A 13859-nucleotide genomic window follows, 5' to 3' on the forward strand; every position below is an offset into this window, starting at 1 on the left:
CCAACAGGCCTTATTTTTCTGTCTCGATCAGCCCTTTGACAAAGAGCTTTTGCATGGTGACGACAACGATAACGGGGGGAATCATACCCAGAATTGCAGTGGCCATGACGTAGTGCCAGATCGGGTCGGAATCCGGTACGGCCATCATCCGCTGAATCCCCATAACCACGGTGTAATAGGAAGCATCCGTCGTCACCAGCAATGGCCAGAGATACTGGTTCCAGCCAAAGATAAAGAGAATGACAAAGAGGGCAGCAATATTTGTTCGCGAAAGTGGCAGAAGAATATCAACGAAGAAACGAATTGGTCCGGCACCGTCCATTCTGGCGGCCTCTATCATTTCATCCGGGATAGTCATATAGAACTGGCGGAACAGAAAAGTTGCTGTTGCCGAGGCAATCAGGGGAATCGTCAGCCCTGCATAGCTGTTGAGCATGCCCAATTGGGCAATGACTTCAAAGGTCGGAAGAATTCTGACCTCGACCGGCAGCATCAGGGTCATGAAGATCATCCAGAAAATTGCCTGCCGGAATGGAAACTGGAAATAGACAATCGCATAGGCAGAGATGATCGAAATTGTAATTTTTCCAACGGCAACACAAACAGCCATAACCAGACTGTTCGTAATCATCAGCAGAATGGGAGGCGCGCCAGAGTTCTTTTCTCCTTCAAAAAGAATACTGCTGTAGTTTTCTATAAAATGTTCGCCGGGCCAGAGAGGAACCTGTCCAGCAAATAGGGCAGAGGCTTCCTGGGTTGAAACGACAAAGGCAAGCCACACCGGCAAGGCAATAAAGGAAATGCCAACAATGAGTGCCAGGTGCGAAAAAAAGGTGAGGAGGGGGCGGTTCTCGACCATCAGTAGGTTACCTTCTTCTCAACATACTTGAACTGGAAGACGGTCAACCCTGAAACAATAATCATCAGGATAACCGACTGGGCTGCTGATCCACCAAGATCCAGTCCGATAAAACCGTCGTTGAAAACCTTGTACACAAGGATTTCAGTTGCCTTCGCAGGCCCACCTTGCGTGGTTGCATGGATAACAGGGAAAGTTTCAAAGAAGGCATAAACCAGGTTCACAACCAGCAAGAAGAAAGTGGTCGGGGACAATAAGGGGAAGATAATGGTGCGGAAACGATGAGCCGGTCCTGCTCCATCGATTGCAGCTGCTTCAATCAACGGTTTGGGGATCGATTGCAGACCGGCAAGAAAGAAAATGAAATTATAGCTGATCTGCTTCCAGGCTGAAGCCACAATGACCAGTACCATAGCTTGCCAGCCATTAAGATAATGGTTCCATTCATATCCCAGGGCATTAAGGCCAAACCCGATCACACCGATGGTCGGGTTAAACATTAAAAACCATAAAACTCCGGCAAGGGCCGGGGCAACAGCATAAGGCCAGATCAGGAACGTCTTGTAGAGCGTTTCTCCCCGGATTACCCGGTCAGCCATGATCGCCAGAAACAAAGCCATGGATATGGCCAGAAAGGCAGTGGAAAAACTGAAAAGCAGTGTGCGTCCGAAAGAATCCAGATAGGTGCTATCGGCGAAAAGTTCTTCAAAATTGGCAAACCAGACAAATTCACTCGATAGTCCAAAAGGGTCTTCAACTAGAAAAGATTGATAAACAGATTGGGATGCTGGCCAGATAAAAAAGATGATCGTGATCAGGACCTGTGGTGCGACCAGAAGATAGGGCAGAACTTTGTTATCAAAACGGACCTGTTTCTGCATTTCATTATCCATAGGGAAAAGTAGATGGAAAGGTGCCCGGCAAAATAACCGGGCACCTGTCGTAGAGGTTCAATACCTTGAAAAAGCTCTAATTTGCTTTTTCAAACTTGCGCAGAAGCGCGTTGCCGCGTTCAGCAGCGGTATCCAGAGCATCCTGTGCTGATTTGTCTCCGGCCCAAACAGCTTCAAGTTCTTCATTGATGATGTCACGGATCTGGACAAAGTTACCAAAACGAAGACCTTTGGAATTGGCTGTCGGAGCCTTATTGTTGATCTGCTTGATCGCCACATCGGTTCCAGGATTTTCTTTATAGAAACCCTGTTCTTCGGTCAGGGTTGCCGCGGCGTTTGTAATCGGCAGATAGCCTGTGAACTGATGCCAATCCGCCTGAACCTCTGGTGAGGAGAGATAGGTGAAAAACTTGGCAACGCCTTTGTATTCTTCAGACTCACCGCCAGTCAGGACCCAAAGGGTTGCGCCCCCAATAATAGAGTTCTGTGGTTCGGAAGCCAGTTCAGGCCAATAAGGCATCGGTCCAACGCCGAATTCAAACTTGACGTTGGTTTTCACACCAGCATAGGCAGCAGAAGAGTTCATATACATGGCGCATTCTTCGCTGTAGAACTTAGGCGCTGAATCAGAACGGCGACCGCCGTAATCAAAGATCTTGCTTTTCTGCCATTCAGCCAGCTGGGAAATATGCTTGACCTGGGCAGGGCCATTGAACTGGAACTCTGTATCCAGACCGGCAAAGCCGTTTTCCTTTGTGCCGAAAGGCAGGTTATGCCAGGCAGAGAAGTTCTCAAGCTGTACCCAGGATTGCCAGGCCGTTGTCATGCCGCAGGCATAGCCGGCAGCCTGGAGTTTCTTGGCTGCTTCTTCAAACTCTGGCCATGTGTTTGGCGCCTTGTCTTCCAGTCCGGCTTTTTTGAAGGCATCTTTGTTGTAATAAAGTACCGGTGTCGAGCTGTTAAACGGCATTGAGAGCATATTGCCATCTGTATCGGTGTAATAGCCTGCTACTGCCGCCAGATAGTCAGCAGGATCAAAGCTCTCACCGGCATCTGACATCAACTGGTACACAGGATAAACCGCCCCTTTGGCCCCCATCATAGTCGCGGTGCCGACTTCAAAAACCTGAACGATATGGGGCTGTTGTTTCGCACGAAAAGCGGCGATAGCAGCTGTCATGGTCTCGGTATAGTTGCCCTTGTATACGGGAACCAGCTTGTAGTCAGCCTGGGAAGCGTTGAAGTTTTCGGCGATCGAGTTCACTTTCTCGCCCAGGGTTCCCCCCATGGCATGCCACCATTCAATTTCAGTTGCGGCATTGGCAGTTGAAGCCAGGCACGAAAGTGCGCCAACAGCTGCAAGTGTTTGTTTGAACATTCTATTCTCCCTGTTGCGAGGATCTTGAAAAACATGTGGGACCCAATTAGTGTGGGTTCATTTGAGCTATTTATATGCTTCATATGAAACTAAAGCTACAACTATTAGTCAATTAAAAGACAGTGCACGATATCTTTTTCTATCGTCATCTGCTCAGTTGTTCCTATTAATCCTCTGCCCGTGTATAAAAGGACCCAAGAAAATAAAGCTTGTGAATCCAGTGTTTGCGCAACTTGTCATCTGGATTTGAAATGCAGATTGACGGGATCTGCTACAAAGAGCATCACTGAGCAGGGCTGTATAAGGGCCGTAAATCATTTGCTGTTAAATCGAAAACCGGAGTCTAGCTAATATGTCTAAGTGGCACAGAAACTTTAACAAACTTGGTTTGATATTGTTGATCTGTACCTTCCTGCCGTTGAGCTTTTCTGCTTCATCGGCCAGAGTAGATCCCGACAGCGAATTTGATCAGATTCTTCTTTCCTGGGAAAGTGTTATCGCCGAAACATCCCGTTTTTTTAAAGAAGGGGAGCTGGACAGCAAAGGCATCAAAAAAATCCGGGAGAAACTTGAGCTAACCCGTAAAGAAGCTTTTACCTTTGCTGAATCTCTGCGGCCGACAGAAGCTCAACTGCGTAAACAGATCAAGGATCTGGGGCTGGAAGGAGAAACACCGGAGCTTCCCCAAGCGGACAGAACAGCCACAATCAAACGCAAACTTGAATCTGATGCCTCGATAATCAACGGAAAAATCAAACAAACTGAACTTATCATAAATGAACTGGACGAATCTCTTGCCCTTCTCACAAGAGTTGAGGGTGAGCAGTTCGTTCAACAGGTTTTCATTAAAGGCCCGATCCCCATATCACCGGGCCTCTGGAGTGACTTTTTTGTTCTTCGTGGCACGGCCTGGGAACGGTTTTTTGGGCAACTGAAAGATGACCTGGCTGTCGTCAGTTCTGAATTTGACGCTGAGCAGGTCGTACCTCTCTGGCTAATATTTCTCTCCGGCATGTTATTGATTGTTTATTTCCTTAACAAAATGTCCAGCCGTTACGGAATTGATACATCGGCGGAAATGCCTGCCTATCATAAACGTGTTCTCTCTGCTTCGATCTATGCCCTGCGCCGCTCACTCTGGACGTCTGTGGTTCTCGGGTTGGCCAGCATTGTCCTGTTTTGGGGCAATTCACTTGAACCTGCCATTATGGAAACAGGCACAGCCCTCCTGATAGGTTTGCTTTTCTTTACCATAACTGAAGCCATAACCAAGGCCGCGCTCTTTCCCCAGAACCAACAGTGGCGTGTCATTCCCATCTCGGACTGGGCAGCCCGTCAGATCAGAGGCATTGCCCTGGTTATCGCTCTCATCTTCTCTTTTGATCTTTTCCTCAGCGTCATGATGGATGTTGCCCAGGCATCAGCCAGTCAGATCCTGTTATCCAAATTCTTTACCTCTACAGCCATGGCGCTGCTGATCATCTTCCTGCACCGGAAAAAACTGTGGCGGATTGCAGGGGAGTTGCCGAACGAACTTGTCCAGGTTTCTGCTCTTTGGTCCCGGTTCCGTAAAATTATTGTTGTGTTTATGACAGCGATGATAGCCGCAGCCCTTCTGGGGTTTATTCCTTTGTCCCACTACGCAGTCTTTAATGTGGTTGAGACAATTGAACTCTTGCTCTTGCTGATACTGTTACATGTTTTGATCCAGGAAGTCGCTCGTTACGAATTATCTGGCGAAACCCACCTTGGCCGAAATCTGCTCAATATACTCGCCCTGGACGAAGAGGGGGCAAACAGACTGTTTTTCTGGATTGTTTTTGTCGCCAACTGCGGAATCTTTGTCATTGGCTTTATTGGGATCCTTCTGGCCTGGGGAGTAAGTGCCCAACACCTTTTCAATGTCATCCAGAGCATTCTCACTGGTTTTAAAATCGGGGAAGTCAGAATTTCTCTGGTAGATATTGCGGTAGCTGGCAGCATTTTTCTAGGTCTTTTGTTCGTTACAAAGTTATTTGCCCGCTTTCTGGAAGAGCGACTTTTACCAAACACCAAACTGGATTCTGGGGTGCGGAACGCTATCAAGGCATCGGTCGGCTATGCTGGGCTGGGACTGGCTGTTCTTATGGCGGTTTCTGTTGCCGGGCTGGATCTGTCCAATCTGGCGATTGTGGCTGGTGCCCTGTCTGTGGGGATTGGTTTCGGATTACAAAGTATCGTGAACAACTTTGTTTCAGGTCTGATTCTTATCTTTGAACGTCCGATAAAACAGGGTGACTGGGTCGTGGTCGGTACTGAAGAAGGGATCGTAAAGAAGATCAAGGTCAGAGCGACAGAGATCGAGACATTCGACAGGGCTTCGGTAATTATCCCAAATTCAAATCTGATTTCGGGTACCATGAAAAACTGGACCCACAAAACCAAGATCGGACGTATTTCGGTTCTCGTCGGCGTTTCCTATGACAGTGATGAAGAACAGGTCCGGGATCTGCTGGTTGAATTGGCTTCTGCGCATCCGGCACTGTTGAACAAGCCTGGTCCCTATGTTCTCTTTACCGGTTTTGGCGCCAGCTCTCTTGATTTTTCTCTCAGGGCTTTCCTTCGGGATGTAGAAGACAGTGCCTCCGTTGCCAGTGATCTCCGGTTTGCCATTCGAAAAGCTTTTCGGGAGAAGGGGATTGAAATTCCATTCCCGCAGCATGACCTTCATATCCGAACAACAACTGTGGAGCCACCTGCAGCACCCGAAAAGGTGAACAATAAATCGTCTGACTCAGAGAGGCTTCAAGACGAAACCTGAACAACCTGGCATCAGCCTGTTGTGGTTTCTACCAAATATTATAGCCATAAATTTGGGAATAATGTGGGAATGGAGCTTTCTATCTTGCTTTGCTAACAGGATGACTTCATAAAGAAAGTGGTTCTCTATCGCATTGTGAGGGTTTTATGTCAGCATCTTCTCGTCAACAGGAAATCATGCGGGCCATCCGTCTGAAGGGAACCTGTGCTGTGTCTGAAATTGCAGCTTCCCTGTCTGTTTCAGAAGAAACCATTCGCCGTGATATCAAGCCGATGGTGGCTGAGGGGCTGGTGATCAAGACCCACGGCAAGGTTACCATGCCTGATGATATCAAAGAGCCTCCATTTCATCAGCGTATGCAGGAAAATATGGATGCCAAGGTGAAAATTGCCAAGGCTGTTGCTCGACTGATTGAAGATGGCGAAACGGTTTTTCTTCATCCAGGTTCCACGACAAACTATGTTGCCCGGGCTCTTTGTGATCATCGTGATCTTGTCATCCTGACCAACTCTGCCGAAATTTCCCGGACGCTGGTCAGTGGTCCGGGGAACGAAGTCTATATGGCCGGGGGACTGCTACGAACAGATGATGCCGCAGCTGTCGGCCCGACAGCAATTGATTTTATCAAGAATTTTCGCGTTCAGACGGCCGTGTTTTCCATCGGTGCGGTTACAGCTGGCGGACTGATGGACTTTCGTTTGAGCGAAAAAGAGTTCTGTCGGGCGGTGATGGATCGGGCTGAGCGGGTTATTGTCGCCGTGGATCACACAAAATTTGAACGCAAAGGTATTGTCCACCTGGCTGAGCTGGGTGAAATGGATCTGTTGGTAACCGATCAGGAGCCTCCGAAAGATCTGGTTGATGCTCTGGATGCTCTGGATGTCGAATGGTTCGTTGCCAGCTAATTCTCCTGCTTCTTCTCTGGATACAGTCGGCTAAAAAGACTTAGCAGGTTCCAGACTTTCTTTCATTCCACCAATCGGCAAGCTTCAGGCCCCAATAAACGGATTGGGCAGCCAGCGGTCCTGCTGGGCCGCCATTCCATTGTAAATCAAATGCCTTGAAGAGTTTATATCTTGTGTTCTCCCCGGTAATGGCTTCGGCAATCAGACGTCCGCCAATGGGTGCTGTATTCATGCCGTGACCACCAAAAGCAGTACAGGCCCAGACGCCTGGTTTGACGGCACCAATATACGGCATTTTATGACGGGCATAGGCCATCAGGCCGGACCAGGAAGTTTCAATCTTCACCCCGGCCAACGCCGGATAAACGTCAACCATATCTTTTCCGAGTAAAGCAGCCAGATCCCTGGGTTCACTGGTTTTGGTAGTAACCCGACCGCCCCACAGCAATCTGTCTCCATCGACAATGCGGTAATAGTCGGAAGCCATTCGATCATCAAGAATGGCAGCGCTGGTTTTTATGCATTCCCCAAGTAAGGGGCCGATTTTTTCCGTGACGACAACATAGGTCGAAATCGGCAGGAGCGAACGCCTGACCTTATCGAAAACCTTGCCTGAATAACCTCCGCCACAAAGAACTATATCCCGGGCTTTCACTTTCCCTCTTGCAGTCGTAACTGATTTGACCAGGCTGTCCTGATCCATGGCAAGGACTTCACTGTCCTCAAATATCTGGCCGCCACGCTGTTCTATTACACTGGCCAGTCCCAGGCAATAATTCAGGGGATGAAAGTGGAATCCCTGATTGTCCAGATACCCCTGATGATAGCGATCCGTATTCATATAGTCTGGCAAGTCTGTTTTGGAGAGATAAGTCAGTTCATGACCGTATTCCCGGGCCATTTTATCGCAGTATCGTCGCAGACTATCGGGGTCGTGATAGCGGATAACAGATATTTTGCCGGGGGAAGGGGCTGTTTCCTGAAGCTTGAGCGTTTCTATGTTGTTTCTGACAATAGCAACGCCTTCACGGGACAGGTCAAACAGTTGTCTGGCGCCTTCCTTACCTAGCTTCTGTTCTGCAAGTCGTTCCCCCCCGGCGAAACCGGCAGTGACAAAGCCACCGTTGCGTCCAGAGGCCCCCCAAGCCACACGCCTGGCTTCGAGGATCACAACACTCTTGCCCCGATCAAGTAATTCAAGAGCGCAACTCAGGCCAGCGAGACCGCCGCCAATAATGCAGACATCCACGGACAGGGTTTCTGAGAGAGACGGGCGCTGTGGAGCAGCAATTGCCGTGCGGCTGTAATAGGTATCAAGGTAGGTCATGATTATAAAAACTTTGTACAGGAGCCGAAATTATCCAAGAAATCATCTTCTTGCAGATGGTTTCTCAGAACCACTCATCTTTTAACTGGTAGTAAAGATAGGCAGCCTTGAGGTAAGCCAGTCGAAGTGGTGGAAGTGGAAAACGGGAGAAATCTCTGTTGAGCATGGAGGGCAGAGCAGACGATTTGTTTTTGCCAACGATCTCATCTGCAAGCGCTTGTCCAGCCCAACTTCCCATGGCCACACCATTCCCGTGGTAAGCCAGTGCCGCCCAGGCAGAGCCGTCTTGGCTCAGAGGACCGATATAGGGAATGAGATCATTGGTGAGGCAGACAAACCCTTGCCAGAAATGAGTATGTTCCACTGCAGCCCATTCGGGGAACATTTTCTCAAAATCACGGCGGAGATGTTTTTCCGCAGCTTGTCTGGCCGCCGGGGAAGCATCTGTCCCACCCCGCCCGCCAAAAAGGAACCTTCCATCCGGCAACAAACGGAAATAATGTAACAGGATCCGGCTGTCGTAAACTGTCGTCGTACTGTGCCAGCCCTGTTGCTTGATTTCTGTTTCGTGCAAGGGGCGGGTGACCAGGATATTGGACAGGGCTGGTAACAATTTCCCTCTGATATCCTCAGTAAGGTCTTCCGGAGTGTATCCGTTTGTTGCCAATATGACTTGTTTGGCCTTAAGGGAGCCCTTTAGTGTGTCCAGGATGTGCTTTTTCCCGTCACGACGCCATTTTACAACCGGACTGTCACCATAGATCGTTACATTTTTCTGGCGAAGCTCATCGGCCAGTCCTCGTGCATATTTCAAAGGGTGGAGGCCAAAGCCGACAGGGTTGTGCAGCCCACCATAGAACGAGGACTTTAGCCCTTGCTCCATCAATTGTTCCGGTGTGAGCAGATAGGTTTCATGCGAAAACGCAGACTTCAAAAAACTCTGTTCACGGCGAAATTCTTCCATCACAGAACTTTTATGAGCAAGAGATATCTCTCCGTGGCCTGTCTGATCGGCAGCAATCTTGTGTTCTTCCAGAAAAGATCCGACAAAGGCGACAGACTCTTTCTGGATCTGGAAAAAGGCCTTGGCGTTATCCAGACCGTAGCGGCCGATAATTTGCTGGTAACTCAATTTTGCCGCACCCATACAGCAAAAACCGCCGTTGCGACCAGAGGCACCCCATCCTGGTTGGGCGGCTTCAAGCACTCTGACCTCAACTCCATGCCGTTGCTGCAGGTGATAGGCTGCCATCATCCCGCTGTAACCGCTGCCAATAATGGCAATTTCACAGCTATCATCCTTATCCAGAGAAGGAAAAGGTGCAATCTCTGAGGCACTATCCATCCAGTAACTCTTGGCCCAGTTTGACGGAGAAAACGCATCGGGATGGTAGAGATACTTCATGGATGATGGTCTTTCAGTTTGTGGAGGGCGCCAGAAGCGGTGACATGGTCTTTCGCATCACAATACAAGCAAAGAACAACGTCAAGGCGGTTCTAGCTCTCGCCCAAGGGAGAGCAGGTTTTTCTGGAGAACGTTTTATATCAGACTGCGACATCTTGTACCTTTGTCACAAGGTCATATTATCACTATAAGATACATATAAAATACATGTTATGACGATAATTAAGAGGATAAGCAGGTGACTTACATTGTGATCATAGCCGAAATCATGACCGTAGCCTGGTTTCTGCTTTTTACCTTGATGATTGACGGGTTTTACAGGGAGGGACTTACTGTTAGCCGACAAGTCATAGATCCGGTGGTGACATTTTTTATCACAAACGCAAAGTGGGCTTATATCACAGGTATATCCCTTGTTTATATCGGAAGTATAACCCTGTTATATCAGTTTCTTGTAAAATAAAGACAACATCTGAGTTGAGGAGATGGGGCATGATAAAAAAAGACCAGATAATGATGAAAATATCTGTGGTAACTCTTATTTGGCTGCTGGTCCCTTTGCCTCTTTATATATGGGGCATCCTAAGCCTCTATCTTTGAGCGGTTTGGCGAACGGCTATTCGCTCTGATGCTTGGAAGCCTCTCTCAAAAGCCATCGTCTGAAAGTTTGAAGACGGGGAAGGCCCCGCTTCTTTTCAGGATAGACGAGATAATAGGCATTCTTGCCTCGAATACTGTGCTCAAAGGGTTGGATCAACAAGCCCTTGCTCAGTTCCTCGCGGATCAGAAAAGCAGGGAGAAGCGCAATCCCCAGACCACTTAATGCTGCGTTGATAATCATGTGGAACTGCTCAAACTTGGGGCCTGCAGCCGGATTGATATCCTGCGCATCAGCCCCTTTAAGCCATTCCTGCCAGGCATAGGGGCGTGAGCGTAATTGTAAAAGAGTATGGTGGCGTAAATCATTTGGGGTATGCAATCCCTGACCGCGCTCCATCAGGGTCGGATTGCAGACCGGGATCATTTCTTCGCCCATCAGCTTGTCAGTTATGGCACCAGGCCAGTTTGCATCGCCGAAATGAATAGCTGCATCGATATTTTCACTATCGAAATTGAAGGCCTCGATCCGGGTGATGAGATTAACGTTGATTTCCGGATGTTGTGAAGTGAAACGTCCCAGTCGCGGGATCAACCACCGACTGCCAAAAGTAGGCAGGCAGGCAAGCAGTAACTCTCCCCCGACCCCTTGATAAGCCAGAAGATTGAGTGTCGCTGCTTTGAGATGATTAAGGCCAGAGCGGACTTCTTCGACATAACTTGCGCCTGCTTCGGTAAGAACAAGACGTTGTCGCACGCGTTCAAACAACCGGATGCCCAGTTCATCTTCCAACTGCCGGATCTGGCGACTGACTGCGCTCTGTGTAACATTCAGTTCTTCGGCTGCTTTCGTAAAGCTCATGTGCCGGGCAGAGGATTCAAAAGTCCGCAAAGCAGTCAGGGAAGGGACATAACGATACATCAATGGTTCAAACTCATCGGTTGGGATCAGGAATCCAAAAATGCAGTCTATAGCGTGACAAACAGTCAGTCATGAGTTTAATGAATGATATTGAGAAAATATATCATTGGCCTTTACTCGCAACCCGGCACAGAATGATTCTCAGAATATTCTGCCCAAGCTGGTCTTCTATCATCAAAAACAGGTGGACCGCTGCAGAAAACTGCCTTGATCGCTCAGAATAGTCCCTGATACGCATAGAGCAGGGATACGCACAGAACAGGAATTGAACACAATGTCAGCATCCGCCAAACTCGGTAAATTCTCGTGGGAAGATCCCTTTTTGCTCGACGCGCAGTTAAGCGATGAAGAGCGTATGGTGCGTGACAGTGCCCATGCCTATGCCCAGGAAAAACTGATGCCACGCGTTCTCGAGGCCAACCGCAATGAGGTTTTTGATCGTGAGATCATGAACGAAATGGGCGCGTTGGGTTTCCTGGGCGCAACAATCGACGGTTATGGCTGTGCCGGGGTGAACTATACCAGTTATGGCCTGATTGCCCGTGAAGTCGAGCGCGTAGACAGCGGGTACCGTTCCGCCATGTCAGTTCAGTCTTCCCTGGTCATGCATCCGATCTATGCTTATGGATCAGAAGAACAAAAAGAAAAATACCTTCCCAAACTGGCAACAGGAGAATATGTCGGCTGCTTTGGCCTGACAGAGCCAGATGCCGGATCAGATCCCGGCAGCATGAAAACCCGGGCGAGGAAGGTCAAAGGCGGTTACGAACTTTCCGGGGCCAAGATGTGGATCACCAATTCGCCGATTGCTGATCTGATGGTGGTCTGGGCCAAAAACGATGATAATATCATCCGTGGCTTTGTTCTGGAACGGGGCATGAAGGGGCTAAGCACGCCAAAGATCGAAGGCAAGTTCAGTCTGCGTGCTTCTGTAACCGGCGAAATCGCCATGGATAATGTCTTTGTTCCCGAAGAGAACATGTTTCCGGAAATAGCTGGTCTAAAAGGACCTTTTGGCTGCCTGAACCGGGCGCGTTACGGGATCGCCTGGGGAGCTCTTGGTGCTGCTGAATTCTGCTGGCATGCAGCCCGTCAGTACACACTGGATCGCAAACAGTTTGATCGGCCACTGGCTCAAACACAGTTGGTGCAGAAGAAACTGGCTGACATGCAGACAGAGATCTCTCTTGGCCTTCAGGGTTGTTTGCGGGCAGGGCGCCTGTTTGACGAAGGGATTATTGCGCCGGAACTGATTTCCCTGATCAAACGCAATTCCTGTGGCAAATCACTTGATATCGCCCGTATTGCCCGCGACATGCACGGGGGCAACGGCGTATCAGATGAATACCATGTAATTCGTCACGTAATGAACCTGGAAGCTGTGAATACCTATGAAGGTACGCATGATGTTCATGCTCTGATCCTCGGCCGTGCACAGACGGGTCTGCAGGCGTTTATGTAACATCACTCAAACCCATCCCCCAAAATACCTGTCAGGAGAAATCGATTGAGTGATGTTCCTGCTGCGGATCAAGGCAGCGCCCCGCTAGAGGGAATCAGGGTTCTCGACCTTTCCCGAGTACTCGCCGGTCCCTGGGTTGGCCAGTCTCTGGCAGATCTTGGGGCAGATGTGATTAAAGTTGAGCGCCCGGGTACGGGGGATGATACCCGCGCCTGGGGGCCACCTTTTATTCAAACGCCGGAAGGGGAAAACACCGGAGAGTCTGCCTATTATATGGCTACAAACCGTGGAAAAAGATCCCTGGCCATTGATATGACACAACAAGAAGGGCAGAAAATTCTTCGGGAAATTGCTCGTAAAAGCGATATTGTGATCGAGAATTTCAAGGTTGGTGGTCTGGAGAAATACGGCCTTGATTATCAAAGCCTTTCTGCAATCAATCCCCGCCTTGTCTATTGTTCCATTACAGGATTTGGGCAAACGGGTCCCTATGCGGAAAAGGCGGGTTATGACCTGATGATCCAGGGGATGGGCGGTTTGATGAGCATCACAGGCGAGGCAGATCGCCAGCCGATGAAAGTCGGTGTTGCTGTCGTGGATGTCTTTAGCGGCATGTACGGGCTTTCCGCCATTCTCGCGGCGCTGTTCAAACGCGAGCGTAGTGGCAAAGGTGACCATATTGATATTGCCCTGATGGATTGCCAGACGGCCATGCTGGCCAATCAGGCAACAAACTACCTCGTGTCCGGCAAGATTCCAAAGCGACGAGGCAATGCCCACCCCAACATCTCACCCTATGAAGTTTTTGAGACCGGCGATGGCTATATGATTCTTGCTGTTGGCAATGACCGGCAATTTGTTGAGTTCTGCAACGTTGCCGGGGCAGGGGATCTGGCGCTAGACAAACGCTTTTCAACCAACAGTCTGAGAGTTGAGAACCGTGAAGCACTGGTGCCGATGGTTGCCAAAATCCTGAGACAGAAAACAACAGAATACTGGGTCAGTTCTCTTGAAAGCGCCAGTGTCCCTGCAGGCCCGATCAATGATCTCTCCCAGGTATTTGCCGATCCTCATTTAAAGCAGCGTGGTATTCTCAAAAATTATCAACACCCGAGTGGTGCCATGCAAGATCTGGTATCGACACCAATGCGATTTTCGCAATCCCGTTCCGGTGCAGAGAGACCACCTCCCATGCTCGGGCAACATACCGATGAAGTATTGGAGGAACTGCTGCAGACAAGTCGCGAGGACATTGCAAAGTTACGGCAACTTGGCGCGATTGCCTGAAAAGATACCCTGTAAGCCAGAACC

10 protein-coding genes are annotated in these 13859 nt (G+C 49.2%); 4 read left to right on the top strand and 6 right to left on the bottom strand.

What is annotated here, in order from left to right; all coding sequences use genetic code 11:
• Positions 1 to 10: 10 nt before the first annotated feature.
• From ugpE to ugpB, 3 genes are all read right to left on the bottom strand, one after another.
• On the bottom strand, positions 11 to 859 hold the full coding sequence (gene ugpE / locus O4H49_RS18430) for a sn-glycerol-3-phosphate ABC transporter permease UgpE (RefSeq protein ID WP_269424915.1): 849 nt from the start codon (positions 857 to 859) through the stop codon (positions 11 to 13).
• Positions 859 to 1740 (bottom strand): sn-glycerol-3-phosphate ABC transporter permease UgpA, encoded by an 882-nt coding sequence (gene ugpA / locus O4H49_RS18435; RefSeq protein WP_269424916.1) that lies wholly within the window; start codon positions 1738 to 1740, stop codon positions 859 to 861. Before ugpA ends, ugpE begins: the two co-directional genes overlap by 1 nt.
• 88 nt (positions 1741 to 1828) lie before the next feature.
• A complete protein-coding gene (gene ugpB, locus O4H49_RS18440; RefSeq protein ID WP_269424917.1) occupies positions 1829 to 3130 on the bottom strand; it encodes a sn-glycerol-3-phosphate ABC transporter substrate-binding protein UgpB in 1302 nt (433 codons plus the stop codon).
• A gap of 352 nt (positions 3131 to 3482) precedes the next feature.
• On the opposite strand from ugpB, the gene O4H49_RS18445 reads away from it, so the two are divergent.
• The gene (locus O4H49_RS18445) at positions 3483 to 5930 is read left to right on the top strand and encodes a mechanosensitive ion channel family protein (RefSeq protein WP_269424918.1); all 2448 of its coding nucleotides are present in this window, start codon (positions 3483 to 3485) and stop codon (positions 5928 to 5930) included.
• Between the two features lie 146 nt (positions 5931 to 6076).
• A complete protein-coding gene (locus O4H49_RS18450) occupies positions 6077 to 6835 on the top strand; it encodes a DeoR/GlpR family DNA-binding transcription regulator (protein ID WP_269424919.1) in 759 nt (252 codons plus the stop codon).
• A 40-nt stretch (positions 6836 to 6875) separates the two neighbouring features.
• Here the strand turns inward: O4H49_RS18450 and O4H49_RS18455 are convergent, their stop codons facing one another.
• From O4H49_RS18455 to gcvA, 3 genes are all read right to left on the bottom strand, one after another.
• On the bottom strand, positions 6876 to 8162 hold the full coding sequence (locus O4H49_RS18455) for an NAD(P)/FAD-dependent oxidoreductase (protein WP_269424920.1): 1287 nt from the start codon (positions 8160 to 8162) through the stop codon (positions 6876 to 6878).
• 64 nt (positions 8163 to 8226) lie between these two features.
• Positions 8227 to 9567 (bottom strand): NAD(P)/FAD-dependent oxidoreductase, encoded by a 1341-nt coding sequence (locus O4H49_RS18460; protein WP_269424921.1) that lies wholly within the window; start codon positions 9565 to 9567, stop codon positions 8227 to 8229.
• Between the two features lie 616 nt (positions 9568 to 10183).
• Positions 10184 to 11086, bottom strand: coding sequence for a transcriptional regulator GcvA (gcvA, locus tag O4H49_RS18465; protein ID WP_269424922.1), 903 nt, complete (start codon positions 11084 to 11086; stop codon positions 10184 to 10186).
• Between the two features lie 274 nt (positions 11087 to 11360).
• Here gcvA and O4H49_RS18470 point away from each other — a divergent pair, with 274 nt between their 5' ends.
• Positions 11361 to 12548, top strand: coding sequence for an acyl-CoA dehydrogenase (locus O4H49_RS18470; protein WP_269424923.1), 1188 nt, complete (start codon positions 11361 to 11363; stop codon positions 12546 to 12548).
• 45 nt (positions 12549 to 12593) lie between these two features.
• Positions 12594 to 13835: a CaiB/BaiF CoA transferase family protein gene (locus tag O4H49_RS18475; RefSeq protein WP_269424924.1), complete on the top strand. Its 1242-nt coding sequence runs from the start codon at positions 12594 to 12596 to the stop codon at positions 13833 to 13835.
• Positions 13836 to 13859 lie beyond the last annotated feature (24 nt).

The sequence above is a fragment of the Kiloniella laminariae genome (assembly GCF_027214005.1).
Lineage (GTDB): Bacteria > Pseudomonadota > Alphaproteobacteria > Kiloniellales > Kiloniellaceae > Kiloniella > Kiloniella laminariae_A.

Coding starts and splice junctions, on each gene's coding strand:
- O4H49_RS18460 (WP_269424921.1), bottom strand. CDS start 9,567: ATGAAGTATCTCTACCATCCCGATGCGTTTTCTCCGTCAAACTGGGCC.
- gcvA (WP_269424922.1), bottom strand. CDS start 11,086: ATGTATCGTTATGTCCCTTCCCTGACTGCTTTGCGGACTTTTGAATCC.
- ugpE (WP_269424915.1), bottom strand. CDS start 859: ATGGTCGAGAACCGCCCCCTCCTCACCTTTTTTTCGCACCTGGCACTC.
- O4H49_RS18455 (WP_269424920.1), bottom strand. CDS start 8,162: ATGACCTACCTTGATACCTATTACAGCCGCACGGCAATTGCTGCTCCA.
- O4H49_RS18450 (WP_269424919.1), top strand. CDS start 6,077: ATGTCAGCATCTTCTCGTCAACAGGAAATCATGCGGGCCATCCGTCTG.
- O4H49_RS18445 (WP_269424918.1), top strand. CDS start 3,483: ATGTCTAAGTGGCACAGAAACTTTAACAAACTTGGTTTGATATTGTTG.
- O4H49_RS18470 (WP_269424923.1), top strand. CDS start 11,361: ATGTCAGCATCCGCCAAACTCGGTAAATTCTCGTGGGAAGATCCCTTT.
- ugpB (WP_269424917.1), bottom strand. CDS start 3,130: ATGTTCAAACAAACACTTGCAGCTGTTGGCGCACTTTCGTGCCTGGCT.
- ugpA (WP_269424916.1), bottom strand. CDS start 1,740: ATGCAGAAACAGGTCCGTTTTGATAACAAAGTTCTGCCCTATCTTCTG.